The organism is Candidatus Protochlamydia naegleriophila (assembly GCF_001499655.1).
GTDB lineage: Bacteria > Chlamydiota > Chlamydiia > Chlamydiales > Parachlamydiaceae > Protochlamydia > Protochlamydia naegleriophila.
This window is the reverse complement of sequence record NZ_LN879502.1, coordinates 1,645,630-1,669,930: the sequence shown is the minus strand read 5'-3', so window position 1 is coordinate 1,669,930 and position 24,301 is coordinate 1,645,630. Positions and strand designations below refer to the sequence as shown.

The 24,301-nt window shown below is 42.3% G+C and carries 26 protein-coding genes; 17 read left to right on the top strand and 9 right to left on the bottom strand.

Going from position 1 to position 24,301, the window contains the following annotated elements; all coding sequences use genetic code 11:
- Positions 1 to 91: 91 nt before the first annotated feature.
- The gene (locus tag PNK_RS07000) at positions 92 to 835 is read right to left on the bottom strand and encodes a glycosyltransferase family A protein (RefSeq protein ID WP_032125740.1); all 744 of its coding nucleotides are present in this window, start codon (positions 833 to 835) and stop codon (positions 92 to 94) included.
- Between the two features lie 381 nt (positions 836 to 1,216).
- On the opposite strand from PNK_RS07000, the gene PNK_RS06995 reads away from it, so the two are divergent.
- Entirely contained in the window at positions 1,217 to 2,980 is a 1,764-nt protein-coding gene (locus PNK_RS06995; RefSeq protein WP_059061175.1) for a DUF4116 domain-containing protein, read from the top strand.
- A 139-nt stretch (positions 2,981 to 3,119) separates the two neighbouring features.
- On the opposite strand, the gene pnp is transcribed toward PNK_RS06995, so the two are convergent.
- The 3 genes from pnp to PNK_RS06980 form a co-directional block, all read right to left on the bottom strand.
- On the bottom strand, positions 3,120 to 5,213 hold the full coding sequence (gene pnp / locus PNK_RS06990; protein ID WP_032125738.1) for a polyribonucleotide nucleotidyltransferase: 2,094 nt from the start codon (positions 5,211 to 5,213) through the stop codon (positions 3,120 to 3,122).
- 684 nt (positions 5,214 to 5,897) lie between these two features.
- On the bottom strand, positions 5,898 to 6,167 hold the full coding sequence (gene rpsO, locus PNK_RS06985; RefSeq protein ID WP_032125737.1) for a 30S ribosomal protein S15: 270 nt from the start codon (positions 6,165 to 6,167) through the stop codon (positions 5,898 to 5,900).
- 267 nt (positions 6,168 to 6,434) lie between these two features.
- Positions 6,435 to 6,695: a hypothetical protein gene (locus tag PNK_RS06980; protein ID WP_231909231.1), complete on the bottom strand. Its 261-nt coding sequence runs from the start codon at positions 6,693 to 6,695 to the stop codon at positions 6,435 to 6,437.
- 208 nt (positions 6,696 to 6,903) lie between these two features.
- Here PNK_RS06980 and PNK_RS06975 point away from each other — a divergent pair, with 208 nt between their 5' ends.
- Genes PNK_RS06975 through PNK_RS06965 form a run of 3 tightly spaced genes read left to right on the top strand, consistent with a single transcriptional unit; the run spans position 6,904 to position 8,337 of the window.
- Positions 6,904 to 7,587 (top strand): hypothetical protein, encoded by a 684-nt coding sequence (locus PNK_RS06975; protein ID WP_059061173.1) that lies wholly within the window; start codon positions 6,904 to 6,906, stop codon positions 7,585 to 7,587.
- The gene (gene tadA, locus PNK_RS06970) at positions 7,587 to 8,120 is read left to right on the top strand and encodes a tRNA adenosine(34) deaminase TadA (RefSeq protein WP_059061171.1); all 534 of its coding nucleotides are present in this window, start codon (positions 7,587 to 7,589) and stop codon (positions 8,118 to 8,120) included. The genes PNK_RS06975 and tadA overlap by 1 nt, the downstream gene beginning before the upstream one ends.
- The gene (locus PNK_RS06965; protein WP_059061169.1) at positions 8,095 to 8,337 is read left to right on the top strand and encodes a hypothetical protein; all 243 of its coding nucleotides are present in this window, start codon (positions 8,095 to 8,097) and stop codon (positions 8,335 to 8,337) included. Before tadA ends, PNK_RS06965 begins: the two co-directional genes overlap by 26 nt.
- A gap of 3 nt (positions 8,338 to 8,340) precedes the next feature.
- On the opposite strand, the gene PNK_RS06960 is transcribed toward PNK_RS06965, so the two are convergent.
- Together PNK_RS06960 and PNK_RS06955 are read right to left on the bottom strand one after the other, a co-directional pair.
- Positions 8,341 to 9,645 (bottom strand): OTU domain-containing protein, encoded by a 1,305-nt coding sequence (locus PNK_RS06960; protein WP_059061167.1) that lies wholly within the window; start codon positions 9,643 to 9,645, stop codon positions 8,341 to 8,343.
- A gap of 67 nt (positions 9,646 to 9,712) precedes the next feature.
- Positions 9,713 to 10,984, bottom strand: a complete 1,272-nt coding sequence (locus PNK_RS06955; RefSeq protein WP_032125732.1) for an OTU domain-containing protein — start codon at positions 10,982 to 10,984, stop codon at positions 9,713 to 9,715.
- Positions 10,985 to 11,449: 465 nt separating this feature from the next.
- Between PNK_RS06955 and PNK_RS06950 the strand changes: the two genes are divergently transcribed.
- From PNK_RS06950 to metG, 13 genes are all read left to right on the top strand, one after another.
- Positions 11,450 to 11,758, top strand: coding sequence for a type B 50S ribosomal protein L31 (locus PNK_RS06950; protein ID WP_032125731.1), 309 nt, complete (start codon positions 11,450 to 11,452; stop codon positions 11,756 to 11,758).
- 267 nt (positions 11,759 to 12,025) lie between these two features.
- Positions 12,026 to 13,102 carry a peptide chain release factor 1 gene (prfA, locus tag PNK_RS06945; RefSeq protein WP_032125730.1) on the top strand — a complete coding sequence of 359 codons (1,077 nt, stop codon included), beginning with the start codon at positions 12,026 to 12,028 and terminating at the stop codon, positions 13,100 to 13,102.
- Positions 13,099 to 13,947 carry a peptide chain release factor N(5)-glutamine methyltransferase gene (gene prmC, locus PNK_RS06940; RefSeq protein ID WP_059061165.1) on the top strand — a complete coding sequence of 283 codons (849 nt, stop codon included), beginning with the start codon at positions 13,099 to 13,101 and terminating at the stop codon, positions 13,945 to 13,947. The genes prfA and prmC overlap by 4 nt, the downstream gene beginning before the upstream one ends.
- Positions 13,948 to 14,007: 60 nt before the next feature.
- Positions 14,008 to 15,336 carry a signal recognition particle protein gene (gene ffh / locus PNK_RS06935; RefSeq protein ID WP_032125728.1) on the top strand — a complete coding sequence of 443 codons (1,329 nt, stop codon included), beginning with the start codon at positions 14,008 to 14,010 and terminating at the stop codon, positions 15,334 to 15,336.
- Positions 15,327 to 15,653: a 30S ribosomal protein S16 gene (rpsP, locus tag PNK_RS06930; protein WP_032125727.1), complete on the top strand. Its 327-nt coding sequence runs from the start codon at positions 15,327 to 15,329 to the stop codon at positions 15,651 to 15,653. The genes ffh and rpsP overlap by 10 nt, the downstream gene beginning before the upstream one ends.
- Positions 15,654 to 15,660: 7 nt before the next feature.
- The gene (gene trmD, locus PNK_RS06925) at positions 15,661 to 16,329 is read left to right on the top strand and encodes a tRNA (guanosine(37)-N1)-methyltransferase TrmD (protein ID WP_032125726.1); all 669 of its coding nucleotides are present in this window, start codon (positions 15,661 to 15,663) and stop codon (positions 16,327 to 16,329) included.
- A 105-nt stretch (positions 16,330 to 16,434) separates the two neighbouring features.
- The gene (gene rplS / locus PNK_RS06920) at positions 16,435 to 16,830 is read left to right on the top strand and encodes a 50S ribosomal protein L19 (RefSeq protein WP_032125725.1); all 396 of its coding nucleotides are present in this window, start codon (positions 16,435 to 16,437) and stop codon (positions 16,828 to 16,830) included.
- A gap of 116 nt (positions 16,831 to 16,946) precedes the next feature.
- A complete protein-coding gene (locus tag PNK_RS06915; RefSeq protein WP_059061162.1) occupies positions 16,947 to 17,618 on the top strand; it encodes a ribonuclease HII in 672 nt (223 codons plus the stop codon).
- A gap of 184 nt (positions 17,619 to 17,802) precedes the next feature.
- A complete protein-coding gene (locus PNK_RS06910; RefSeq protein WP_051981999.1) occupies positions 17,803 to 18,675 on the top strand; it encodes a YicC/YloC family endoribonuclease in 873 nt (290 codons plus the stop codon).
- 36 nt (positions 18,676 to 18,711) lie between these two features.
- A complete protein-coding gene (gene gmk / locus PNK_RS06905) occupies positions 18,712 to 19,302 on the top strand; it encodes a guanylate kinase (RefSeq protein WP_231909230.1) in 591 nt (196 codons plus the stop codon).
- Position 19,303: 1 nt separating this feature from the next.
- Positions 19,304 to 19,642: a hypothetical protein gene (locus tag PNK_RS06900; RefSeq protein ID WP_051981998.1), complete on the top strand. Its 339-nt coding sequence runs from the start codon at positions 19,304 to 19,306 to the stop codon at positions 19,640 to 19,642.
- A 14-nt stretch (positions 19,643 to 19,656) separates the two neighbouring features.
- Positions 19,657 to 20,250: a hypothetical protein gene (locus PNK_RS06895; RefSeq protein ID WP_032125721.1), complete on the top strand. Its 594-nt coding sequence runs from the start codon at positions 19,657 to 19,659 to the stop codon at positions 20,248 to 20,250.
- Between the two features lie 46 nt (positions 20,251 to 20,296).
- The gene (metG, locus tag PNK_RS06890) at positions 20,297 to 22,363 is read left to right on the top strand and encodes a methionine--tRNA ligase (protein ID WP_032125720.1); all 2,067 of its coding nucleotides are present in this window, start codon (positions 20,297 to 20,299) and stop codon (positions 22,361 to 22,363) included.
- 148 nt (positions 22,364 to 22,511) lie between these two features.
- On the opposite strand, the gene PNK_RS13765 is transcribed toward metG, so the two are convergent.
- From PNK_RS13765 to PNK_RS06875, 3 genes are all read right to left on the bottom strand, one after another.
- Entirely contained in the window at positions 22,512 to 23,183 is a 672-nt protein-coding gene (locus PNK_RS13765) for a DUF1653 domain-containing protein (protein ID WP_162264037.1), read from the bottom strand.
- A gap of 178 nt (positions 23,184 to 23,361) precedes the next feature.
- On the bottom strand, positions 23,362 to 23,637 hold the full coding sequence (gene rpmB / locus PNK_RS06880; protein ID WP_032125719.1) for a 50S ribosomal protein L28: 276 nt from the start codon (positions 23,635 to 23,637) through the stop codon (positions 23,362 to 23,364).
- Between the two features lie 129 nt (positions 23,638 to 23,766).
- On the bottom strand, positions 23,767 to 24,210 hold the full coding sequence (locus tag PNK_RS06875) for a hypothetical protein (protein WP_032125718.1): 444 nt from the start codon (positions 24,208 to 24,210) through the stop codon (positions 23,767 to 23,769).
- Positions 24,211 to 24,301: the final 91 nt, after the last annotated feature.

The window sequence follows — 24,301 nt, the reverse complement described above, 5'->3', positions numbered from 1 at the left end:
AAGATGGATTAATACTCAACCTGAGCCTTGAATGAATTCTAGCTTCAGGTTCTTATTGTCTTTTTATCGAGCCGATTCGTTCTTGGATCAATTAAGGCAGCGGAGGATAGCTTGGCTGAGCTTTGATATACTGCTCCTCTAAAAATTGTTCATCTCGGCTAATTTTATGATCGTTTAAGGGGTTTTCAACGTTGTAGATGTAAAGAATGCGATCGATATGGCGGATGTGATGACCAGCAAGCTCCAAAAGTGGATAAAAAATGGCACGATCACTCGTGACCATGTAATAATCACCTTGAGCGTTGCGCAAATCCTTGTCTTTGAGATGTTTCCAAAGGCGAAATCTAAATGTTTTCAGATGGTGATAAATCCAAGGCGTTTGCCTATAGAGCTGTTTTTCAATGACCTCTGGACTCACTGGAGCGGCATAGGTGATATTAATGCAATTTTTTGGATAGGTTTCAAAAGATCCATATGTTAAATAGACCTCAGGCGCGGCGTATACCTCTTGGAGCGTCTTAAAAACTTGATCATCGGAGAGCCAGTCATCTCCATCAATAATTACAATGACATCGTCATCCTGACACTGCATCGACTCAATGCCATCTTTAATGCTGACGAGCGCTCCTTGATTGCATGTGTGAAAAATAAAGCTCCACCTATTCCGGCGGCAAAACTCTTCGATAATCACTCTTTGCTGAGGCAGTGTAGAACAGTCATCAACGACACATACATCGATGTCCTTAACTGTTTGCATTTCAATGGAATGAAGTGTCTTAGGTAAGTATTTAACACTGTTAAATGAGGGAACTATAATTTTTAAACGACCATGCATAGTTTCCAATACACGAATTAAAGGGTGTATGTTGATTGGGCTTGCCTTACTCGCAAATCAGATTCAAAAAGAAATTCCTCTTCGGCGCTCAGCTCGTAAACCCGTTAAGATCTCGCAGCTTCAATAAAATGGCAAGAGATTTTTTAAATTAAAGTTTTCAAAGCCTTAAAATTTTTCTAAGTTGTTGTTTTATAATATCTTAATAATGCTTTTAGAGTGTTTTAACTATTTGTTAGTACAATTTTATTTACTGCCATTAATTAATAAAAATAAATTTGTTTTGGACCGTTCAATAATTCGATAATTGTGCATTTTATGATTATTCATGAGATGGAAAATGACAGATGAGCGGTTTAGGGCAGTCCTAATAAAAGAGAAATTATGACTGAAATAGACCAAGTAAGTGAACTATATGTGTACAGGCCCTCGCATCTAAATCAGCTCGCTGTAAAAAGGGAAGTTGAGAGTAAGAGTGGATTTGAAATCGAGGTATCGTCTAGAAAGAGGCAGAAGTCTGTTAAAAATTCAGAGGGCTTCCACTATCTGCCGAAAGAGATACTCTATGAAATTTTTTCTTACATAGGGTGGAATGGTCAAGACGCTTTGCACTATGCTCTTGCGGGCAGGCAATACTACCAAATAGCCATGTCACATCCTCTTATGCGAATGGGCCATACCATTAGCAGGTTAAAGGATTCTGGCGACTATGCTACTACTCAGCAGGCCTGTTTTGAAGGTGTGTTGATTCCAAGAGAATGTGCATTGGGGCAAAGCGAAGTGGAGAAGTTGCATCAAATTGATCCTCAAGGTGTCGGCTTTAACCGGTTACTACATTCGGCAACAGATTTTACAGGACTTGGCCCTGTATTGCAGGAGCTTTTTAAGGCATTGACTTGGTATCCCGAATTGACAATGAATAGTGTCCATGATCAAAAAGTGAAAGCGTATGCGCAAACGGTGCATGCCTTATTTACCAAGCTTTTTGAGGTGACGACTTTGGATGATGAGACTCTTAGCGGTTTCGATTGGAAGGGGGTTCCAAGGCTAGCCATTGATTATCAGCGTGCTTTAAGCATCCGTGATGTATTAGAGTCAAAAACGCCTCCTCAATTTGATGGATGGGAAAGCAATGAGGCTTATTTTCATTTTTGTCTAGAATCTAATGGCTTGCTGCTGGAAAAGGCATCGGCCGCTATCCAAGATAACGAAAAGTTTGTCCTGAAGGCAGTTAGGCAGAATGGGAAGGCTCTGCAATTTGCATCTGAAAGGCTAAGAAATAATAAAGAAATTGTTTTAGCGGCCGTTAAAAATGACGGGATGGCGCTTCCTCATGCATCTTTAGAGTGTAGAGCTGATAGAGATATTGTCTGGGAAGCTGCTTTAATGCATCCCACGGCTATTTATTATGCGGATCATGCTATTACTGGGGATATTAGTTTTGCCTTAGCGTTGCTTAAACATAGAAAAGAAATTTTCACTTTCATTTCTCCTCAATTGAGAGAGGACCCTGCTTTCATTTTACGAGCCTTAAGTATTAACGGCCTCGTACTCGGCTATTTAAACGAAGAGAATCGAAAAGAACGTGATCTTGTATTAGCGGCTGTGGCGCAGAATGGCTTAGCGTTGGAATATGCAGACGACGATTTAAAAGCAGATCCAAAAATTGTCCAGACAGCGCTCAAGCAAAATGCATTGGCGGCCGAGTATATGGCTGAGCGTTTTGAAAAAATTAAACAAGTTGCTTTATTTGCCGTTTCTGAAAAAGGAATTGCCTTGGAGTTTTTTGAAAGTTTTCAAGATGATTACGAAGTGGTTGTTAAGGCTGTGGAGCAAGATGGGCTTGCACTTGAGCATGCCTCAGACAGGTTGAGAGGGATTTTTAGCTTTGCCTACCGTGCCGTTCGTCAAAATGGGCTTGCGCTCAAGCACGTGGAAGAGCTTGGTGATAACGAAATGTTTATTGTTGTTCAAGAGGCAGTGAAACAAAATGGACTGGCCTTGGAATTTGCAGCAGATCTTCAAGATAATGAAGAAATTGTGAAATGGGCCATCTTGCAAAACCCACAAGCCTTCAGATTCGCTAGCGAACGTTTACGAGCACGAGGCGATTTGGCGGCTATAGCTGCGCTTAAGGTTCAAGCTTGAGGAGCGAGGATTCTAGTAAAATGCAAGAATGGTTCTGGGACCAGCGCTTTTAGAGTCTTGCGAGTATGATAAAAGGGGTAATCAGGCAATGCCTGATTACCCCTTGCTTTTTAAGGTCTGTTTTTCACAAAAATAGACGCTATTGGGCTTGTAAAGTTGCTTTACGGCTTAATTTAATCTGTCCTCTTTCGTTGATGTCGAGAACTTTTACCGTGACAATATCACCTTGTTTGACAAAGTCTTCAAGGTTATTGATGCGGCTGACATCGAACTCGGAAATGTGGCAGAGACCTTCTTTTCCTGGCAAGATTTCTACGAATACTCCGAATGGAGCAATAGAAGTTGCTTTTCCAGTATAGACTCTTCCAATTTCAATTTCAGCTGTCAAGCCATAGATGATGGCTTTAGCTTTTTCGATGCTATCTAAATCGTTAGCAGCAATGCTTACAAGGCCCGAATCATCGATGTCGATTTGAACACCTGTTTGTTCGATGATTGCACGGATTTGCTTTCCACCCGGTCCGATGACTGTTGCAATCTTACTAGGCTTAATCTGAATGGTTTCAATGCGTGGAGCATAGCGAGACATTTCCCCCTTAAAGGTTGGGCACACGGCCAACATCTTATTGAGGATGTGGATACGTCCATCTTTTGCTTGTTGCAGTGCAGCTCTCATAATGTCGATTGTAATGCCTTCGACTTTGATATCCATCTGGAAAGCCGTAATTCCTTGGTGGTCTCCAGTGACTTTGAAATCCATATCGCCAAGAGCGTCTTCAATTCCTAGGATGTCAGACAAGATAATATAGCGATCACCTTCGAGAATAAGTCCCATAGCGATTCCAGAGACTGGGCGCTTAACCGGCACGCCAGCATCCATTAGAGCTAAGCAGCCACCACAAACGGTTGCCATTGAAGAAGAACCATTAGATTCGGTGATGTTTGACTCTACGCGAATGGTGTAGGGGAACTGCTCTTTTGGAGGAATGACTGCCATTAAAGCCCGCTCAGCTAACTTGCCATGACCAACTTCGCGTCTTCCAGGAGCGCCAATGCGTCCAACTTCACCAACAGAGAAGGGGGGGAAAAAGTATTGGAGGTAGAAGCGCTGGTTTCCTTCGCCTTCTAGATCTTCAAAACGCTGAGCCATACCTGCACCGCCTAAAGTACAAACGGCAACGGCTTGTGTTTCACCTCTTGTAAATAACGAGCTTCCATGGACTCGTGGAAGAAGACTCTGTTCGACGTCGATTTGACGGATTTCGGTTGACTTGCGTCCATCGGAGCGAAGATTTTCATTCAAAATCATGCGGCGCATCATCTTCGAAGAAATATCTTTCAATGCATAGCTAATGTGCTGAGCTGGATATTTTGGTTCTTGTCCAGCCGGCATTAAACTGTCATTGACAGCTTTAGCGACGTTGGCCAATGCCTCTTCCCGTTTTTGCTTCTGTTGAATGCGCAATGCTGATTCTAGCAGAGGATTAGCAATGGCTTCGATGTCGTTGTATAGCTCTTTTGGAAGCAGGCGCAGTGTTTCACGATTTTTCGCTTTACCAACTTTAGTTTTCCATTGCTCGAGAGCTTGGCAGATAACTTTAATGCTCTTGTGGCCAGTTTCGATGGCTTCCAATACCTGCTCTTCTGTTAGGAAATCGCAGAAACCTTCGATCATTAGAACTGCTTCCTCTGTTCCGGCAAGCATCAAATCGAGTTTGGATAGCTTCTGTTGTTCGATGGTTGGATTGACGACGAATCTTCCGTCAATAAAACCGACGCGTACAGCACCAACAGGCTTAATGAGGGGGGCGTCTGAAATCACAAGGGCTGCAGAGGCTCCGCAAATGGCTAAAGGCTCTGGCGAATGAACGCCGTCGTAGGACCATACGTAAGAGAGGATTTGAACTTCATTGTAATATCCCTCTTCAAACATAGGGCGTAAGGGACGATCGATTAAACGAGAGACTAAAATTTCCCGTTCTGTGGGACGACCTTCGCGCTTAATAAATCCGCCGAGCGTTTTACCAGCAGATGAAAACTTCTCCTGATAATCAACTCGTAACGGAAAGAAATCTGTTTCAGGATCCGCAGTGGGAGCTGCGCAAGCTGATGTAAAAACAATGGTTTCGCCGCAGCGAACAACGACTGCACCGCCTGCTTGACGGGCAATTTTACCGGTTTCAAATACGATTTCTTGTGCACCGACTTGGACGGATATTGTTTCACGTTGCATCTAATTATACTCCATAAAAAACTAATCTTAAAATTGAATTAATAACCTGAGCTTAGGGTTGCTTGAAAAATCGAGGATTGACAGAACCGCTTATTAGGATAAAACAAGGTGTAAAATGCCTGGAAAGGGCTGCTTAAGAAAGTGAATCGAACGATCCTTGTTCCTAGCTCACACGAAGTTTGATTGATCGTTAGGCAATTAGCCTTATCCTGCCACATAGTGATCTGGTCGATCCTGTTACTTTGCTATTCGAATTTTCAATTCTGCTTCTGATAAAATGTATGATTGGTAAGTTGTAGTTGTTGGTTGTAAGAGCTATTATCGCCTGAAAGTTCTTGCGAAATTTAGTTTCTTTATCAGCTGCCCTAACTCAAAAAAGAGCATCTTTTAAAAACATTAAAGCAAGATGGTGAAATGAAAGCCAAGGAATTTTCTCTGTTTACTTAAGATAAAATTTTATCTAACAGGTAATTAAGCTATTGCTCAAAGGCGAAAACGTCTTAGCTGATATGATACAAGAGTCTCTTAGAGTATCTAAGAGCGGAAATAGAACTCAGAAAACGGGCTTCAAAAAAGCGCTTAAAAGGAATCTGATTTTCTTTATCTCTCATCACTTTTCTCTTGATTGGGTAAGAAAAAGGGCAGCTTTTGGCTGCCCTTTTTCTTATAGCTTTCAAGCTTAAATTATCTTCTAAGCTTTAACTTGTTGATCAACGTTTGATAACGTTTTGTGTCTGTTGAATTGAGGTAATCTAATAAACGGCGACGTTGACCCACTAATTTAAGAAGTGCTAAACGAGATCCATGATCTTTAGGAGCTCTCTTTAAGTGATCTGTCAGCTCTGTGATCCGCTCTGTTAAAATGGCGATTTGGACGTCGGCAGAACCGGTATCTTTTTCATGCAGCTGAAACTTCTTTGTGATTTCTTCTTTGGTACCTTTGTCTAGTGACATTCAGGAATCCCCCGTAATTTAGAAGCCAAAATGGCTAAGTTTTGAACATGATTTCTGTAGATAACTCCTATAATCATAACAAGATTGAGATTTATTAGCAAGAAAAACCTGGGGAATTGATGAGATTAAAAGTAAGTAAATGGCCTTATAATTAACGTGGAAGGGTAAATTGGGTTGTAAATATTTCATCAAGATTGTTTTAAGACGATGACTTTCTAAAATAAAACTAAAAAAATGTATAAATAATTTTAAAAAATTAACTTTAAATTAAACTTTGGTATCTAGAATAACTTCTATATATGGAGGGAATTTCTTGAAAGTGTCACGGCGAAGAACGACTTTGAAGGGAATGCTGATTTTTCCGTGGTATTTTTCCATTTGCAACTCGTCCCAAATTTTCCCTTTTAATTCTTCTGTGACTGGTTCGTATCGGTATTTCTTCAATAAACTTTCAATATAGGCTTTCTCTTTGCGACGAATAATCTCCACTCCGTAAAAGGGATGTTCATCTTCTGTATGTTGGTTCATAAGGAGCTCCGTACAAAGAAGGTGCATGGCAAAAGCAAAAACACAGTGAGTGCTTGCGCTGATTGAGAATCTCATTTTTCACGTATTTTGTGTATAAGCAACAGATTGATTTAAATAAAAGAGAATTGTCATTTTGCATTCTTGAACTTGCATTTTTCGGGTCAAACATGCTAGCTTGAAAGTCTTTTATTTCAACTATAGGTTTATCATGTATAAAAATGCGTCGTACAAAGAAAAATTTGCCCTTTTGAATGACTGGTTTGGGCTTGTCATTGATTCGGTTAAGAAAGACTTGAAGAATGAGCATCTTAAAAAAGACTTGTATTTCGTTAAGAAATTTTTGGGTTCCAAAAACTTAAATAAACTAACGACGGAAGACTTAACAGAAGCTTATCAACGAGCCATTGTTGAGGAAGAAAAAGGCGAAGAGTTGGCAGAATTTATCACTTCTCGTTGGTTGTTGAAAAATAGCGAGCTTTATGAATTGTTTGAAACGCGTTTGTCGCAGATTAATCCCAATTTCACCGATTTAGAGGAATTGACAGTTGCGCAGGCGCAGCCATTGATGGATGATTCTGTTCGCCAATTTGGTGCTGCACAAACCTATCTTTTTTCTGTATTGAATTCAGTTGTTTTCCCGAAAGAAGTTTTTGAGCGCCTGGAACAGCAGGCTAGACAGCAAAGTCAGGAAGAAGAGCAGGATAATCAAGTCAGAATGGAAAAAATGACGACTGACAATCTGAAAAAAGCCTTCGAAACAGAAGTTTCCCGTTTAACAGATAAGTATGAAAAGAAGCTTGCTGGATTGCAGAAGAAGTATGTCACAGATGTCGAAGGTTTGAAAAAGCAAATTGCTCAGTTGCAGCGCAAGCTTCAAGGAAAGGATGCTTAATGTCTTTCCCCTGGAGTATTAGCCCCCAAAGCGACGATGAACGTTTTATGCTTGAAGCTTTAAAAGAAGCTTGGAAAGCATTTAAAGCAGATGAGGTGCCTGTAGGGGCTGTATTGGTGAAAGATAACCACATTATTGCACGGGGATACAATCAAGTCGAGATGTTGAAAGATGCGACAGCTCATGCCGAAATGCTTTGCCTGACGGCTGGCGAATCTGCCCTAGAGAACTGGAGGCTTTCCAATACAACTCTCTATTGTACCATTGAACCGTGCAGTATGTGTGCAGGTGCAATGTTGTTGACGCGTATTAGCACACTCGTGTGGGGAGCCCCAGATTTGCGACATGGTGCAAACGGAAGTTGGGTGGATTTATTCGAGCCTGTTCATCCAACCCACTCAATCCAAATCCGCAAAGGGGTTTTAGAAGGGCCTTGTGCGGAGATTTTAAAAGACTTTTTTCAGATGCAAAGAGACAAAAAATCCTCTAAGCAAAAAGGGCGCACTAATGGAAACGAATTCCCCTTGGAATGAAATCAATCAGCTGCTTCACGAAATGGCTCAAGGCCAACACAGTACGCTTTTAAGTTGTGGAAGGCGTCTGATTCCCTCTTTAACAACAGATGACATACTGCAGCCGAATGATTTTCCGGAGTTGGAAAACCATCCTCATTTCCGCTATGAAGAGGGACTTTTGGCTGGCATTCATAGCGTGCAAATGGCTTTGTTGGCTTTGAAAGAGCGTCTTTAATCGTTAAAGCCAGTCTTGATGCAATTTGAAGTGGTTGTTATTGACGAAAGCAAGCGTTAGCTTAGGTACCTCGGATTGTGTCGGATTAAACACCTCTTTGCGTTCGGTTTCTTTTGAATAATCAAAAATGACCTCGATAGGAATGCGATAGATCTCGCTCAAGGCTACAATTTGAGCCGTTCCGCAGTAAAAACCCTCTTCTCGTGAATGTTTCAAGTAACTCTCTACGTCGTCTTCTAGCACAATATTTCTTTTCAGTTCTTCGATCGACGATTGAATGTGATGAAGCTGGCTTTGCTTGGCTTTCATTTCTGCGGTTGTCAAATCGCGAGCATCTTCGTGAGTCGCAGGATCGAGGCCTTTTAAACGCTCCTTTAACACTTCAATATCATCTTCCAAGATTACGGTCATTACTTGTTGGCTTTGAATCTTTTTTTCTACAATCTCATTGTGGTCGATAATGCCCCCCATCAGGCTGATCATGACCGGTAATGTGTGGCGTATTTTTTCAAGAAAGTCGGCGGCTTGCTGCCGCAAACGCCTGCTCGGTTGACTCAACAAGGCTTCTTCATTTTTTAAATTTTTCTTCAGCAGGTCTGGGGAGATGGTCCAGTTCAATTCGCTTTGAATGGCTTCACTCTCATTATACAAGAGTTTGATTCCCACTCCAATTGCGCAGAAAAGGCAGTCTCCTTTATCTGGGACATCGATCGTATGCCGATCTTCTTCTGCATTCGAAAGCTTAATCGCATTTGAAATGACGTGAGGGGAATTCATTTTATCTTGTATGGAAATGCGCTCACTATCTTCGTTTGATGGGTGGATTGCCTGAGATTCTTTTTTGATAGCCTTTTCTTCGCTCTTTACACGAACATGCGGGCTTGCTTCCAATGCCTCATTGGGGACTAAAGGAGCGGCTTGGTTGGATTGAAGAGGACGGGATTCATTTGGAGCCTTGTAATTCTCGTTTGAAGCAGTGGGTTGAAGGGCAGGGGGGATATCTGCTGGAGTTTTGACATTCCCTTTTGTGGCAATGGATGGAAGTGAAGGTGATTTTTTGAAGAGGAAATTGTTTAAGGTGGGCTGCGGCTGTTTGGATGGTTTTATTGGAGGGAGCGGAGGAGGTGTGTGTGTTATTGATTTAAGAGGCGCTTTCCATAGAGAGCAAACGCGTACAACTAGCTCTAGCAGTTTTTGGTGGAGGCTAGTAAATTGCCTCCACGCCCGCCCAATTCTATTTGTAAAAGAGCGCCAGCTTGTCGGTGGCTGTGGCGAATTGGGAAGTTGAGGGCTAATAGGGGATGTCATAATGATCTCCTTTTTCAAGGGGTTTGCATGTACCACGGCCCTCTTTATTATACCCTAAGGGTAATTTTTAATGCGCGGCTGCTAGAATGTACTGATAGTGGTTGCCGCCAGAGCGATATAGTTGGATGGGAGGAAGTTCGGATTTCATCGGATTGAAGGTTTGTGCTCCAAATTTTGCGGGAATCAGGGGGTCATGAACCTCAATTGGAATGTTAAAAGCAGCGCTTAATGCAAACAGGTGTAGGCTCGAGCACCAAAAGCTGTCTTGCGAACAGCGTTGAAGGAACTCTTCGTTTGAGTGAATAATGACCTCTGCATCTATTCGCTTGCTTAATTTTTCATGTATGTCATATGCCTGATTGATAAGGGAGGTGTAGGTTTTTTCTAATGATTCTTGTCGATTGGATATCAATTGGTTGAATTGCTGTAAGGTGTTATTTTCAGCTTCTGTAAAGATGTGCCCGATTTTTCCTTGCTGCACGGCGATGTGCTTAATCCAAACGGATACTTGTTGCTTTAAAAGAGGGGTTACATTCGTAGTCGGTTTTTTGTCTCTAGTCAAAGTCTTGATGAGGTTGTGCTCTATCTTTAAAAGATCGCTTCTTAAAAAGTTGGAAGCACGTCTTTTAAAATCTGAATTATATTCCCCTCTATCGCTATCCAAATACCCATAACATTCTTCTGATAAGGGATGATCCTCCAAGAGACACTTCGTTATGAAATCAAGGCCTTTTTGCCTCAATGTACGATGCGAGTGCTGAATCATCTCCCCGTCCACAGATTGATCGTTTAAAAGATGGGGATATTGAATTTCAAGCCCTTTTAAAATAGCGTGAAGTTGGCAATTGCCATCACTTGGTACGTTAATGAGGGTTTGATTGATTGGATGGGGTTTGTGCTGTTCTGTAATTTTGGTGGTCGGCTTGCTCTGTAATGGTGGTGCGGAGTACTCAAATGGCGGTTGAGTCCATGCTTGCGCTCTTGGTTGTTGAACCCGGGCTTGCGGTTTTGATGTGAGAGTGCGATGCACAATGGTTGGGGTGGTACGTTTAGTTTTGTTAACAGTCTTTTCTATCTGTTTTGGCGTGCAAGCATCCAAATCAGTTGAGGGAGTCGGCTTTATGGGAGTAATTGATTGGGTCGATAAATCACACGGCTTGAGGGGCGTTGATTTGTTAAAGTTTGCCTGTGCTTGTTGATTTACTCTTTGAGTCAAGAAAGAAAGTGGGGATGGGATGTTTTTTAAAAATGTATAGAGTCTTCCTAAACCTACCATCATCCGACTAGGTAAAGAAAAAAGAGTTTTCTGAAATGAATAACTTGAAAATGGATTTATCATGAAAATTACTTTTTTAAATTGTTTTAATAGGATTTATAAATTTATTATATAATTTTATTTTGTTTTTATAAACAAAATATTTATTAAATTATTGTTAAGTTTGTTGTTTATTGTTATTTAGTGTTAATGCTGGAGAGGAATTTAGATTAGAAAAAAGGTTGGGGGTATGGGATTCGGGTGAGGGTAATAATTGAGTGGGTTTAGAAAAAGATTGTTTTTTAAAGAAGAAATCTTTATCTTAAGGGGTTTCCATTGGCTAATAGAAGCTTACAAAGATCAAGCAGCTTCTGGGAAGTGTTCACGAAGTCTGATGATTTGCTTTAATGTTGAGTGGAAGGATTGGCAGTCTAATTTCTGCTAAGGCGGACTCGCTTTGAATCAAACCAACAGGCTTTGTGAATGTTAAGCCAAATGAATAAACAACCTGTATTTAATTACTAACGTTTCTCTTTGAGGAGTCTTATAATGAAAAAGAATGTCCATCCGCAATACCAGAAAGTCTTGTTTGTTGATTCTGCTTCTGGTTACCGTTTTGTATGCGGATCTACTTTACAGCCTGAAGCAACTGAAAAGTTTGAAGGGGTAGAATATCCAGTTAGTTATCTCTCTATTTCTTCTTCTTCGCACCCTTTCTTCACAGGAAGCAAGCAATTGGTTGACTCTGAAGGCCGAGTTGAGAAATTTAAGAAGCGTTTCGAGCGTAAAAAGGAAGCTGCTAAAGACGATTCTCAGCAAGAATCTGGATCTGACAGCAAGCAGAAAGGTTCTAAATAATTCGTCGCAGGGTGGTCTAAGGTAATATCTTTAGCTTAGGCCTCCTAGCTTTCGTTCTTTTATCTTCTTTGTTACTTATAAATAATGACTTGAAGTATTAGAGTTAAAGTATGAGTTGCTCAGTTTAAATTGAATTGAAGTTATCACTCAGATGGTCTAGATTTAGCCGTCTTTTAATTCTGATTAGTCAATCTCATGTCCAATTTTAAATATCAATTCCCGGTTTTTATCTGAAGCTGGTGAAAATAAAGCAGAGTAGATTCTTTGATGGAAAAGAAAGTTCATCAACTTCTTGAGCGTTTGTCAGAAGTCGAGGAAGTGTTGGGGCAGCCGCACGTTTATGACGACCAAAAAAAATACCGTGCACTATCGCAAGAGCATGCTTATTTGAGCCAGCTCAAGCATACATGGGAAGAAAAGCAGTTGTCTCAGAGGCAGCTTGAGGATAATCAAGAACTTCTTAAGATTGAAAAAGATCCTGAGTTTGCAGAAGTGTTAAGGGATGATATCCGTCAGCTGGAAGCGCGTGTTCAAGAGCTTCAGACTGCGATGGAAAATCAGCTTGTTCCTCCAGATCCATTAGATAATCGCCCTTCCATTATTGAATTGAGAGCTGGTACGGGTGGTGATGAGGCTGCTTTATTTGTTGGCGATTGTGTGAGAATGTATAAGTTATTTGCCGATCGCAAAGGGTGGCGTTATGAATTGCTTTCTTGCACTCCTTCTGATGTGGGGGGCTATAAAGAGTATGTCATGGTCTTTTCCGGACCAAATGTTTATCGTTTTATGCAGTATGAGGCCGGAACGCATCGGGTGCAGCGCGTTCCAGAGACTGAAGCGCAAGGACGTGTGCATACCTCTGCAATCACCATTGCTGTTTTGCCTGAACCGGATGAGGACGAAGAGATCGACCTGGATGATAAAGATCTGAGGATCGATACCTATCGCTCCTCTGGTGCAGGCGGTCAGCACGTTAACACGACAGATAGTGCCGTTCGTATCACTCACGTCCCTACAGGAATTGTCGTGTATTGTCAGGAAGAGCGGAGTCAGCATAAGAATAAAGACAAGGCTATGCGCCTTTTGAAAGCTAAAATGGCTGAAATCGAGCAGCAAAAAAAGCAGCAGGAGTTAGCTAGTACGCGCGCTCAGCAAGTGGGTTCTGGTGATCGTTCTGAAAGGATTAGAACCTATAATTTCCCGCAAAATCGCATTACAGACCATCGCATTAATCTAACGAAGTATAATCTGGACTATGTGATGGAAGGGGATTTGGAAGAGATTACAGCAGCGCTCGTGACCTACTTCCATCAGGAGAAACTGAAAGGGACAGAAGAAGCATGACCTCTGTTGCAGAGGCGCTGGCTTTTGTAGCTCAGGCGTTAGCTGTGAAGAAAAGTTCGCTTGTGCGTAGGCAGGCAGAAGAGATTCTTTGCTGTGCACTTGCTTGCGACCGCTCTTTTCTCTATTCGCATAGTTGTCAGCAACTAAGCGAGGGTGAGTGGTTATGCTGCCAAGATTACTTGTCGAGGCGCTTGCGAGGTGAGCCGTTAGCGTATATTCATGGTGTGGTGGAGTTTTATCACTGCCAGATCAAGGTGACGCCTGCTGTGCTGATTCCTCGTCAAGAAACTGAAATTCTCGTTGATAAAATTGCAAAAACATTGGCAAGGCAAGATTTGCATGGAAAAGTGCTCTTGGATCTTTGTTGCGGTTCTGGCTGCATAGGAATTGCCTTGAAAAAGCAGTTTCCCGATCTCACGGTAGTTTTGGCTGACTTTTCTTTTGAGGCATTGCAAGTGGCCAGGCAAAATGCCTTGGATAATCAGGTTGATGTGACTTGTCTGCAGGGAGATTTTCTAGAGCCATTTAAAGGGGAGCGGGCGCATTATGTTGTGTGCAATCCCCCCTATATCTCAGAAGCTGAGTTTAACGAGTTGGGTTTAGAGGTTAAAGAGTTTGAGCCAAAGATGGCTCTTTTAGGGGGGAGTAGCGGATTGGAGTTTTATGAGCGATTAGCCAGCGACCTTCCGGCATGTCTCTTTCCTAATGCGCAGGTCTGGTTGGAGATTGGGTATTTGCAAGGAGAGGGCGTGCAAAAACTTTTTCAAGGGGTTCCTTGGAAAGGACAGCACCTTGAAAATGATTGGGCGGGCCATCATCGCTTCTTTTTCCTTGAAAATGAATGATTTTTTGAGTATCCTGTTTTCATTTAAGAATTAAGCCCTAAAAAGCGTATAGAGGATTTCATGTTAGGGACGTTAACAACAAAGTTGCAAGATGTTTTTTCGAAGTTAGGCGGAAAGAAACGTTTGACAGAAGAAAATATTTCTGACGCGGTCAATGAAGTGCGTTTGGCTTTGTTGGAGGCAGATGTCAATTATGGAGTCACTAAGACGCTTGTTAAGCGCCTTAAAGAGAAATCTTTAGGTGAGCAGGTTATTAAATCGGTTACGCCTGGTCAGCAGTTTATTAAAATCGTCCATGATGAGCTTGTTGTGTTGATGGGTGGTGATGAGGCGAACCTTCAGCTTGAAGGTAAACCTGGCGTGATTATGTTATGTGGATTGCAAGGGTCTGGTAAAACGACGCATAGTGCTAAGTTGGCCAGGTATTTGAAGAAGAAAGGCCAGTGCAAAAATCCATTGCTAGCTGCTTGTGATTTACAGCGTCCTGCAGCTATCGAACAGTTAAAGATATTAGGTCAACAAATTGGTGTGCCTGTTTTTTCTATGGCCGGTGAAAAAGATCCTGTTCGCGTTGCGAAGGAAGCTTTAAAACAGGCGCAAGAGGGACAGCATGATCTTCTAATCGTGGACACGGCGGGTCGTTTGCATATTGACGACGAGTTGATGACGCAGTTAGAAAAAATTAAAGACGTTTTGAAGCCAGGTGAAATTCTTTTCGTTGCGAATGCAACCACGGGGCAAGATGCCGTTAACGTAGCTGCTGAGTTCAATAAGAGGATCTCAGTGACGGGTACAATCTTGACCATGTTGGATGGTAATACGCGCGGGGGTGCTGCGATATCCATTCGCGAAGTGACTGGTAAGCCGTTAAAATTCGAAGGGGTTGGGGAGAAAGTTGATGATATTCAACTTTTTAATCCAAATTCGATGGCTGACCGTATCTTGGGAATGGGAGATACAATTAACCTGGTTAAGAAAGCTCAGGAGCATATCGACGAAGCAGAAGCTCAAAAGCTCGAACAAAAGATTCGATCGGCGACTTTTACCTATGATGATTATTTGAAGCAGATTCAGACAGTCAAAAAAATGGGATCGATCAAAAGTTTGTTGGGTATGTTACCTGGAATGGGTCAACTTCCTGCGATGGATTTTGACGAAAAAGAGTTTTTTAAAGTTGAAGCGATGATTTTGTCCATGACTCGTGATGAGAGGACTGAAAAATGCGAGTTGACAGCTCCGAGACGTAAGCGCCTTGCTCAAGGAAGTGGAACTAAGATTGAAGATGTCAACAAGCTTGTTAAATCGTTTAAACAAGCTAAACAATTTTTTAAAAATATGCCAAATATGAAACAATTAGAAAAGATGTTGGGAGGATCCCTATGGCGTTAAAAATTAGATTGCGGCAACAAGGTCGCACAAACCGTGCTTTCTTTCGTTTAGTTGTGACCGACTCTCGTTCACCTCGCGATGGTAAGTACGTTGAAGCTCTCGGCTGGTACAATCCAGTAGAAGCTGAAGACGATAAGAAGTTGTTTTTCAAATCAGACCGCATTAAGCATTGGTTGGACCTTGGTGCCCAATTGACAGAAAGTGCTGCTTGTTTGATCAAGAAAACTTCTCCAGAAATTATTCGTGCTCAGACGGAGAAAAAAGTAGCCGCTCGTGCTAAAGCAGCTGTAAAGCGTAAAGAAAAGACGCAAGGCTAAGAATAAGGTGATCGTCGATATTTTATCTCTTTTTCCTGGCTATTTTAGAGGGCCTTTCGATGAAAGTATCCTCAAGCGAGCTCAAGAAAAGAGATTATTGACGATCAATTTGCTTGATATACGGGATTTTGCCGACAATCGCTTTCGCCGCGTTGATGATCGACCTTATGGGGGTGGTCCTGGAATGGTGATGATGCCGCAGCCAGTGACAGCCGCCATTCGTCATGTGAAGAGCCCTCAAGCGAAGGTCATTTACATGTCTCCTCAAGGGAGACCGTTAAATGCAGCCAAGTGTCGTCAATTAGCGCAGGAACAGCATCTAATTCTTTTGTGTGGTCACTATGAAGGAATTGATCAGCGAGTTCTAGATGAAGAAGTAGATGAAGAAATTAGTATAGGTGATTACGTCCTGACTAACGGCTGCTTGGCAGCCATTGTCCTTCTAGATGCTGTCTCCCGTTTTATCCCAGATGTTTTGGGTCATGCTTCTGCTGCAGATGAAGATTCATTTGAAGGGGGACGATTAGATTATCCGCACTATACGCGGCCAGAAGTCTTTGAAGGGCGTTCCGTACCGAGTGTATTATTGAGTGGAAACCATCAGGAAATTGCCAAATGGCGCCTGGAGCAAGCACTGAAAAAGACGCTGGACGTTAGACCCGACCTTCATGCTTAGCAGAAGCCCTGCAAAAAAGTTAAAAATGATTTGCTTAACAATCGATTGAAAGAGGATAATTCTTTCCTTCGAGGCAAAAAGAGTGAAATTTAGGAGAAATTGATCATGAGTCGATCTGCCATTATTGAAAAGCTGCAAAGCCAGCAGATGAAAAAGGATGTTACATCCTTCCGCATCGGTGATACTGTTCGCGTTCACATTCGCATCATTGAAGGCGATAAAGAAAGAACACAGGTTTTTGCAGGAACTGTCATTGCTCGTAAAGGACAAGGCCTTTCTGAGACCTTCTCTGTGCACCGTGTTGCTTACGGCGAAGGCATGGAAAGAGTTTTTATGTTGCACAGCCCACGTATTGCAAAGATTGAAGTCGTAAAAGAAGGTGATGTCCGTCGCAGCAAGCTTTACTACTTACGTGGAACATCTGGCAAGGCTTCTAAAGTTAAAGGCCGTTTTGGTGCTCGCCGTGCTCCAGCTCCTGCTGCAGAAGCTAGCGCAGAATAAACCTTTCATGGTTTAAACGATTGTATTGCTTAACCCAGGTTTGCTAGCAAACCTGGGTTGTTTTTATTCCGATTATTGCCTTCTTTTTTTAACGTCTCTTCACCCCGACTACTGCCATGCCCCACTCCAGTTTAAGCGAAGACGAGCGCCTCCGTTTGGTATCAATGACGGCTTATGAAGAAGGAATGTATTTGAAGGGTTATCAATGCATTGCTGGTATCGATGAAGCGGGTCGTGGACCTTTGGCAGGTCCTGTTGTCGCTGCTGCTTGTATTTTGCCGCGCGGTCTTCTCATTCCCCAAGTGAATGATAGTAAAAAGTTGACTCCAAAAATACGCGAGCGTTTATTCGGCCGTTTACTGAATGATCCGTCTGTCAGGTATGGAATCGGAATCGTTGAACCGATTGATATCGATCGGATTAATATCTATCAAGCAACCATTCAAGCCATGTTAATAGCTGTCCAGCAACTTCCCGTTCCTCCCGACTGCTTGCTAGTTGATGGCATGCCGCTTCCCCATCCAAACCTGCCTTGCTTGAAAATTATAAAAGGCGATCAATTATCCCAGTCGATTGCTGCTGCTTCCATCATTGCCAAAGAAACGCGTGATCGCTTGATGAATGACTATCACTTGCAATGGCCTCAATATGGCTTTAACCAGCATAAAGGGTATGCAACGGAGCGCCATCTAGAAGCGATTTTACAGCACGGCCCTTGCCAAATTCACCGCCGCTCTTTCGATCCCATCAAATCCATGATTGGACAAGGCGCTGAGGTGAACATTTAACATTCAGAATCGCTTGCCTGCTAAGATTTGAATCAAGTCTAGAAGATGTAATTGGCAGTTTATGAGTAATAGTTAAGATCCTGGAGCTTAGTTTTTTTCAGAGGGGAATAATCTTGACAAAAATTAAAAATTTTATATAATCAGCTAAACCTCAATTTAATACCGTTTATCTATGCTTAAAAGTATGACAGCGTTTGGTCGTGCAAATTTCAACACCGAAATGGGCCACTTCACCGTTGAGATTCAATCCGTTAATCGTAAATTTTTAGAAATCAATGTACAGCTTCCGCGCGAACTGAGCTATTTCGATGTGGAAATCAAAAAATGGCTGCAGCCTTATATCACGCGTGGGCAAGTAACTGTCAAAGTAATGGCTTCTTTTGAGGGTAAGGCGCCTTTTATTGTTGTCCCCAATTTGGCATTGGCTAGGCAGATTAAAGAGGCGTGGTCGACGATTGCGAAGCAGCTGGAGTTGGATGGAGAATCTATTGACTTAGAGCTCTTATCGCAGTCAGAGGATATACTCCGGTTTGAAGAAAATCGCCATGAAGAAGAGAACTACCGTCAAATATTGAAGCAGGTGTTGGATCAGGCTGTTGCAGGCTTCATGCAGATGAAGTTTCAAGAAGGGGATGTCTTGCTAGGTGATATGTTGAGCCGCTCGGAAAAGATACGCCAAGCCATGAAGATCATTGAAGAAAGAACGCCTTATGCGACCAAAAAGTATCGCGAAAAGCTTATGGCGCGCTTAGAAGACTTATTGCCCGAGCATGTGGAAAATGAAGAGCGCATTTTGCGTGAAGTTGCATTGTTTGCAGAGAAGATTGACATTGCAGAGGAAATTACGCGTTTTTTCTGCCATTTGACTCGTTTTGAAGAACGCATTCAAGGTTCTGATTCGAGTGTTGGAAAGACCCTAGAGTTCATTTTACAAGAGCTTGGCAGAGAAGTAAACACGATTGGAAGCAAGTCGTCAGATATTGAAATTGCTAGGCTTGTGATCGACATTAAGAGTGAATTGGAACGCATCCGAGAACAGATTCAAAATATCGAGTAGGATATGGGGCTTTTGGAGAATAGAGCGAAAGGATTAATGTTTGTTATTAGCGCTCCGGCTGGAACGGGTAAAACGACTCTTGTAGATATGCTGACAAACGAGTTTGCATCTGTCGTTGCCAATATCTCTTATACCACCCGGCAGCCTAGATCTGGGGAGGTATATGGGCAGCATTATCATTTTATTACCCAATCAGAGTTTGAAGCAAAAATAGCTGCCTCAGATTTTCTCGAGTATGTTAAGCTATATGGGACTTATTATGGAACATCGCGCCGTTGGATTGAAGAGCAAAGAGCGTCTGGGCAGCATGTGATTCTCGTCATAGATACTCAAGGTGCTTTACAGCTGAAAGGACGTTGCGATGCAACTTTTATTTTTATACGTCCGCCCTCATTAGAAGTGTTAAAGCAGAGGCTGGTTCACCGTCAAACAGAGTCGACAGAGATGATAGAACAGCGACTGGCGTGCGCAGAACGGGAATTGGATGCCGCTCAATATTATGATTATCAAATTATCAATGATGACCTTAATGAGGCTTATCAAGTGTTAAGAAGCATTTTGATCGCCGAATGTCACCGCACCTCTTATGTGTGTGAAACAAATAGGTCATTAATAAAAGGAGCATGAAATGGAAAAAAAGAATCGATTCACGAATGAGAGTCTTTCTAAGAAATTTAAGAGTAATTTTGAGCTCGTTAATTACGCCATTTTATTGGCAGAGAATATGATTAAGACAGGGCGCGATACACGTGTTAAGTCCGAGATGCAAAATCGTGCAATGTTGATTTTAGAAGAAATCAATGAAGGCAAAGATCATTTTGATGAAATCAAAGATTCTTCTGCAAGAGCATCAAATCATCAAGGCAGCAGTCAAATGAATGAGGAATTGATGCAGGAAGAGAAAGCGGAAAGACGCAAGTACCGTACAGCTGCTGCTCCAATTTCCTTTGATGAAGATGAAGAATAGCACGGAGTAGAAGGATGGTTGATGCAACAACTGGATGGGTGTTACTTTTATCCGTCGCAATTGTGGCTACTTTAGCTTTCCTTATTTTTGCCTTTTGGTTCGGCTGGTGGATGTCTGGCCGAGCCATGGGTGTAAGTCCCTATACTGGAGTGCCGCTTAGGCGTGCTACCGATCTTTCTTATTATGCAGCCGAACAAGCGCTCCTTTTTCTTTACAACTTCCAGCAATATGACAATCGCATTTTTAAGCTAAGCCGCGCTGCCTATTGCCGCGAAACTGGCCGTATTTTTACCGAGTGTGTAACGTGGATGGATACGGTGAAGGTTGATTGGACTTTTTTGCAAAAGCGCTATCCTGGTATTTGGGTTTCTTGGGGAAGTTTGAACAGCGATCAGCAAAGAGCTATTAGTGATGCTCACGAATCCTTAGAAGGTTTTCAGACTGAAGTCTCAAGTCCTTCTCCAGCTCCTCGAGCGATTGAACCGGAATATGCCTATACGAAGCCCGGTCCTCTTTATGTTGATATTCAGACGAAAGTTCTGCTAGGATGGAAGGTCGTTCCCGGAACCGAACTTGAAGTTTTGATCGTTCAGAAGCCTGTTCGATAGTATTCGTTAATGCCTTTCTAAATAAATTTTGAAACAGGACAGTGCCATGACACAAAAGATTTTGATTACTTCTGCCCTTCCCTATGCAAATGGTCCGCTTCACTTTGGCCACCTTGCAGGTGCTTATCTTCCAGCAGACTGCTATGCCCGCTTTCAAAGACTTATGCAACAAGACGTGCTCTATATTTGCGGATCTGATGAGTATGGCATAGCCATTACGATGAGTGCGGATTTGGCTGGCCGTACGCCAAAAGAGCATGTTGATATTTTTCATCACATCAATCGCGACTTCTTCCATAAGTTGCAAATTTCATTCGACCATTATTCGCGAACAACTTGGGAAGGGCATGTCGAGCCTACCCATCAGTTCTTTAACGATCTGTTTGCGAACGGATTTATCGAGGAAAGAACAACGGATCAGCTCTATTCAGAAAGCGATCATAAATTTCTTGCCGACCGCTACGTCGTTGGAACCTGTCCCCGTTGTGCTTTCGAAACTGCAAGAGGGGATGAATGCCCTCGTTGTGGTGCCAGTTATGAAGCCACTGAGCTAAAAAATCCTCGTTCAAAGCTTACAGGTTCTCCTCTTGTCCGCCGTCCGACAAAGCATTGGTTTTTGCTGTTGGATAAATTTAAAAGCCGGTTAATGGATTGGCTGCAGACCAAAAATTGGAAGCCCAATGTTATTAACTTCATCAAGGGCTATATCGATAATTTGCATCCAAGAGCAATTACGAGGGATTCTAATTGGGGGATTTCTGTTCCGCTTCCGGATTCAGAAGGAAAAGTTCTCTACGTTTGGTTCGATGCTCCGATCGGCTATATCTCGGCTACGAAAGAGTGGGCCTTGTTGAAGGGGAATCCTGAAGAGTGGAAAGACTATTGGATGGACCCAAAGTCCAAGCTGGTCAACTTTATTGGAAAAGACAACATTCCATTTCACGCTTCCATTTTTCCTGCGATGGTGATGGGGCAAAATCAGCCCTACAAACTTGTGGATGAATTGCCAGCCAACGAATTTTACAATTTAGAAGGACGGCAATTTAGTAAATCAGATGGCTGGTACATTGATTTAGAAGACTTCTTCCAGCGCTATACGAGCGATCAAATTCGCTATGCGATTGCTTCCAATGCGCCAGAGACATCCGATAGTGAATTTACTTGGAAAGACTTTCAACTGCGCTGCAATAGTGATTTGCTTGGAAAATATGGTAATTTGGTTAATCGTGTTCTGGTCTTTATTCGCAATCAGTGTGACGGTATCATTCCTGATTTGGGCGATTTGGAAGAGCAGGATCAGGTGTTCTTAAATCAAATTCAAAGCTTGGTTGACCAGGCAGCAGCTAGTTATGCGAGCTTTAAAGTAAGGCGGGCAAGCCAGGTTTTCATGGAGTTGGCTCAGCTGGGTAATATCTATTTTGATGGCAAGAAGCCTTGGCAAGATGCCAAAAATGAAGAAACCCGGTCCAGGATGAAAACAACGCTTGCTTGTTGCATAGAGTGTTTAAAGGCTTTAGCCTTGATTTCTTTTCCGGTCATTCCTAAGACCGCTAACCAGTTGTGGCATTTACTGGGCTATCAAGGAGATATCGCTCTGGTTGATTGGAACCGGGTCAAGGTTGAAAAAGTGACTGCCGGGCAAAAAATTCTTCCTCCTCAAATTCTCTTTCAAAGAGTGGAAGACGAGGCTATTGAGTATGAAGTTCAGAAATTGCAGCAGCTTTCGGCGGCTCAAAAAAGCAAGTCAGTACCTATTCCAGCCCCAGCTCCCGCAGCTATCACGCCTTTAAAGCCTGCAATCGATATTGAAGACTTTCGCAAATTAGACTTGCGCGTGGGTGTCATTCTCAAGGCTGAGCCTGTCCCAAAAAGCAAAAAGCTGTTCAAACTATTCGTTGATATTGGAGTAGAGCAACGGGCAGTTGTTGCTGGAGTGGGGGAGTTTTATAAGGCAGAGGATTTAATCGGCCGCAAGGTTGTCGTTGTTGCGAATTTAAAGCCTGCTGTTTTGATGGGGATTGAAAGTCAGGGGATGCTGCTTGCTGCGAAGCAGGAAAGTTCTTTAGAAATTCTTTTCGTCGAAGGAATTGATCCAGGCGGCATTGTTAGTTAGTTTTTGGGGAATTGATTGCCTGAGATAGGCGCTCTCCCCAAAAATAGGTTTTGAATGGATCACTACCCAGGCAATAATGCCTGGGCTACATCAAGCCTTTTAGAACTCTCATTTGATTCATTCTTGCACATACTCCTGAATCCTTAGGCTACAAGCTCTTTAAGTTCTCTAGCCCTACTTTAGCAATTAAGGATACGATGGGTTCAAAAAGAGGTGTGGGGAGTTGATCCCAAGCAAACCACTCCCAGCCTTCGCACTTGTCGGGTTCCATTAGCTTAAGATCGCCCGTAAAGTCTTGAACAAACATGAATAGGGTCACATAATGTTTGTTTGCTTCCATGTGATTATTTATCCAAGGACCTTGTTTAATCGATAAAGGAGTCAAATTGGCTTCCTCTTGCAGTTCTCTTTGCACGCACTCTTCAACGGTTTCTCCATGCTCCAAATGCCCTCCTGGAAAGGCCCAGTAGCCGGTGCCATGCGAACCTCGCCTTTTTCCTAATAGGACTTTTCCCTGTTTGATGACGGCAATTCCGACACCAACTCTAGGGGGGTCTTTGACGACTATTTTTTTTTGTAGTTTAAAACGGGGAAGCTTCTCTTGAGTGTCTGTGCAGACAGTGTCAGAGAATAGGTTGAGAGGACGCACCCACACTTTTTGCTCCCCTTCCAAGGATTGATAAACGACACATTCTTCGAGCGTTTCGCTATGGTGGGCGATTGCTAAAACGCGGTAATGGTGTCCTTTATAGTGCTTATAGATGCCTTTTTGCAATAGCTGTGCTTCATCTGAAAGGGAAGGGAGAAGGGGCTTCGACATAGACAAATCTCCGATATTAATTTTCAATAGCAACGTTCGTTTGGTGCGAGCTAGCATCTTATGAATGGGAAAAAAAAGCAAGAAACGATTTGAAAAAAGTGACAAAAAAATAGAAATAAAAAAAAACTTTAAGATTGTAATCTATTACTCTCTAAAGTTTTTTAATTAGGCAAGAGGGTTAGACTGATTCACCATTTGCACGCATTTCGCGTACAACAGCTGCAACGCCGAGACGATCAATCGTTCTCATAGCTGCTGTAGAAAGCTTTAATGTGATAAAGCGGTTTTCTTCAGCGAACCAAATTCTCTTTTTGAAGAGGTTTGGTAGAAAGCGACGTTTAGTTTTTCCTGTCACTTTAAGACCAATACCTTTCTTCTTCTTAGCAATACCACGGATGGCGTACTTATAGCCGCGTGTAGGCTTTTTACCTGTAACTTGACATACTTTTGACATAGTTTCTCCAATAGCGATCGACGAATGAAAATAAGGAATATAGCAGAAATAACCTTAATAGACAAGGCAAAATTCAGAAGATTAAAAAAATTAAGAGAAGAATTAATAACTTGATAGATCTTTAGAGGGTCAATGTAAAGGAAGCCATCCTTCTCGGATATTAAAGCGTTTATAGACATGGCGCTTTCTTTCGTGTGCGACTTGCTGCTCATACTCAAGATTTGGCAATTCCTGGCCTTGCAATTCGCGCTTTAATTCTTCGATTTTTTCTTTCAAATGTCTTAAGCGGAGCCAATCGGTCTGAGTATACTGCCCAATGGGAACATTAAACCGTTCTTCATCTTCTGTAGTGAGTTCGAGCTTTTGATACAGCTTTTTGTCTTTCTTTTTCAGCTTATTTAATTCCCGCTGAAAGCTGGAGACAATTTCTTCAATCAATTTGGGAGTTAACGTTGCAGTCTGGGGGTCTTGGATCACGTTCGCAATCGCGGCCAGTTCCGACAGTCTTTCAATAAAAATTTTTCGGAGCGTTTCGGATAAAATGGTTTCAACTTTAACAAAGTCTACCTTCATAGAAACCTGCCTAGTTATTTTTATTATAAACCTATTTTTATTAATGAGCAATATGATCTCTGTGCAATTTTTTGGTGCAGAATATCATCAG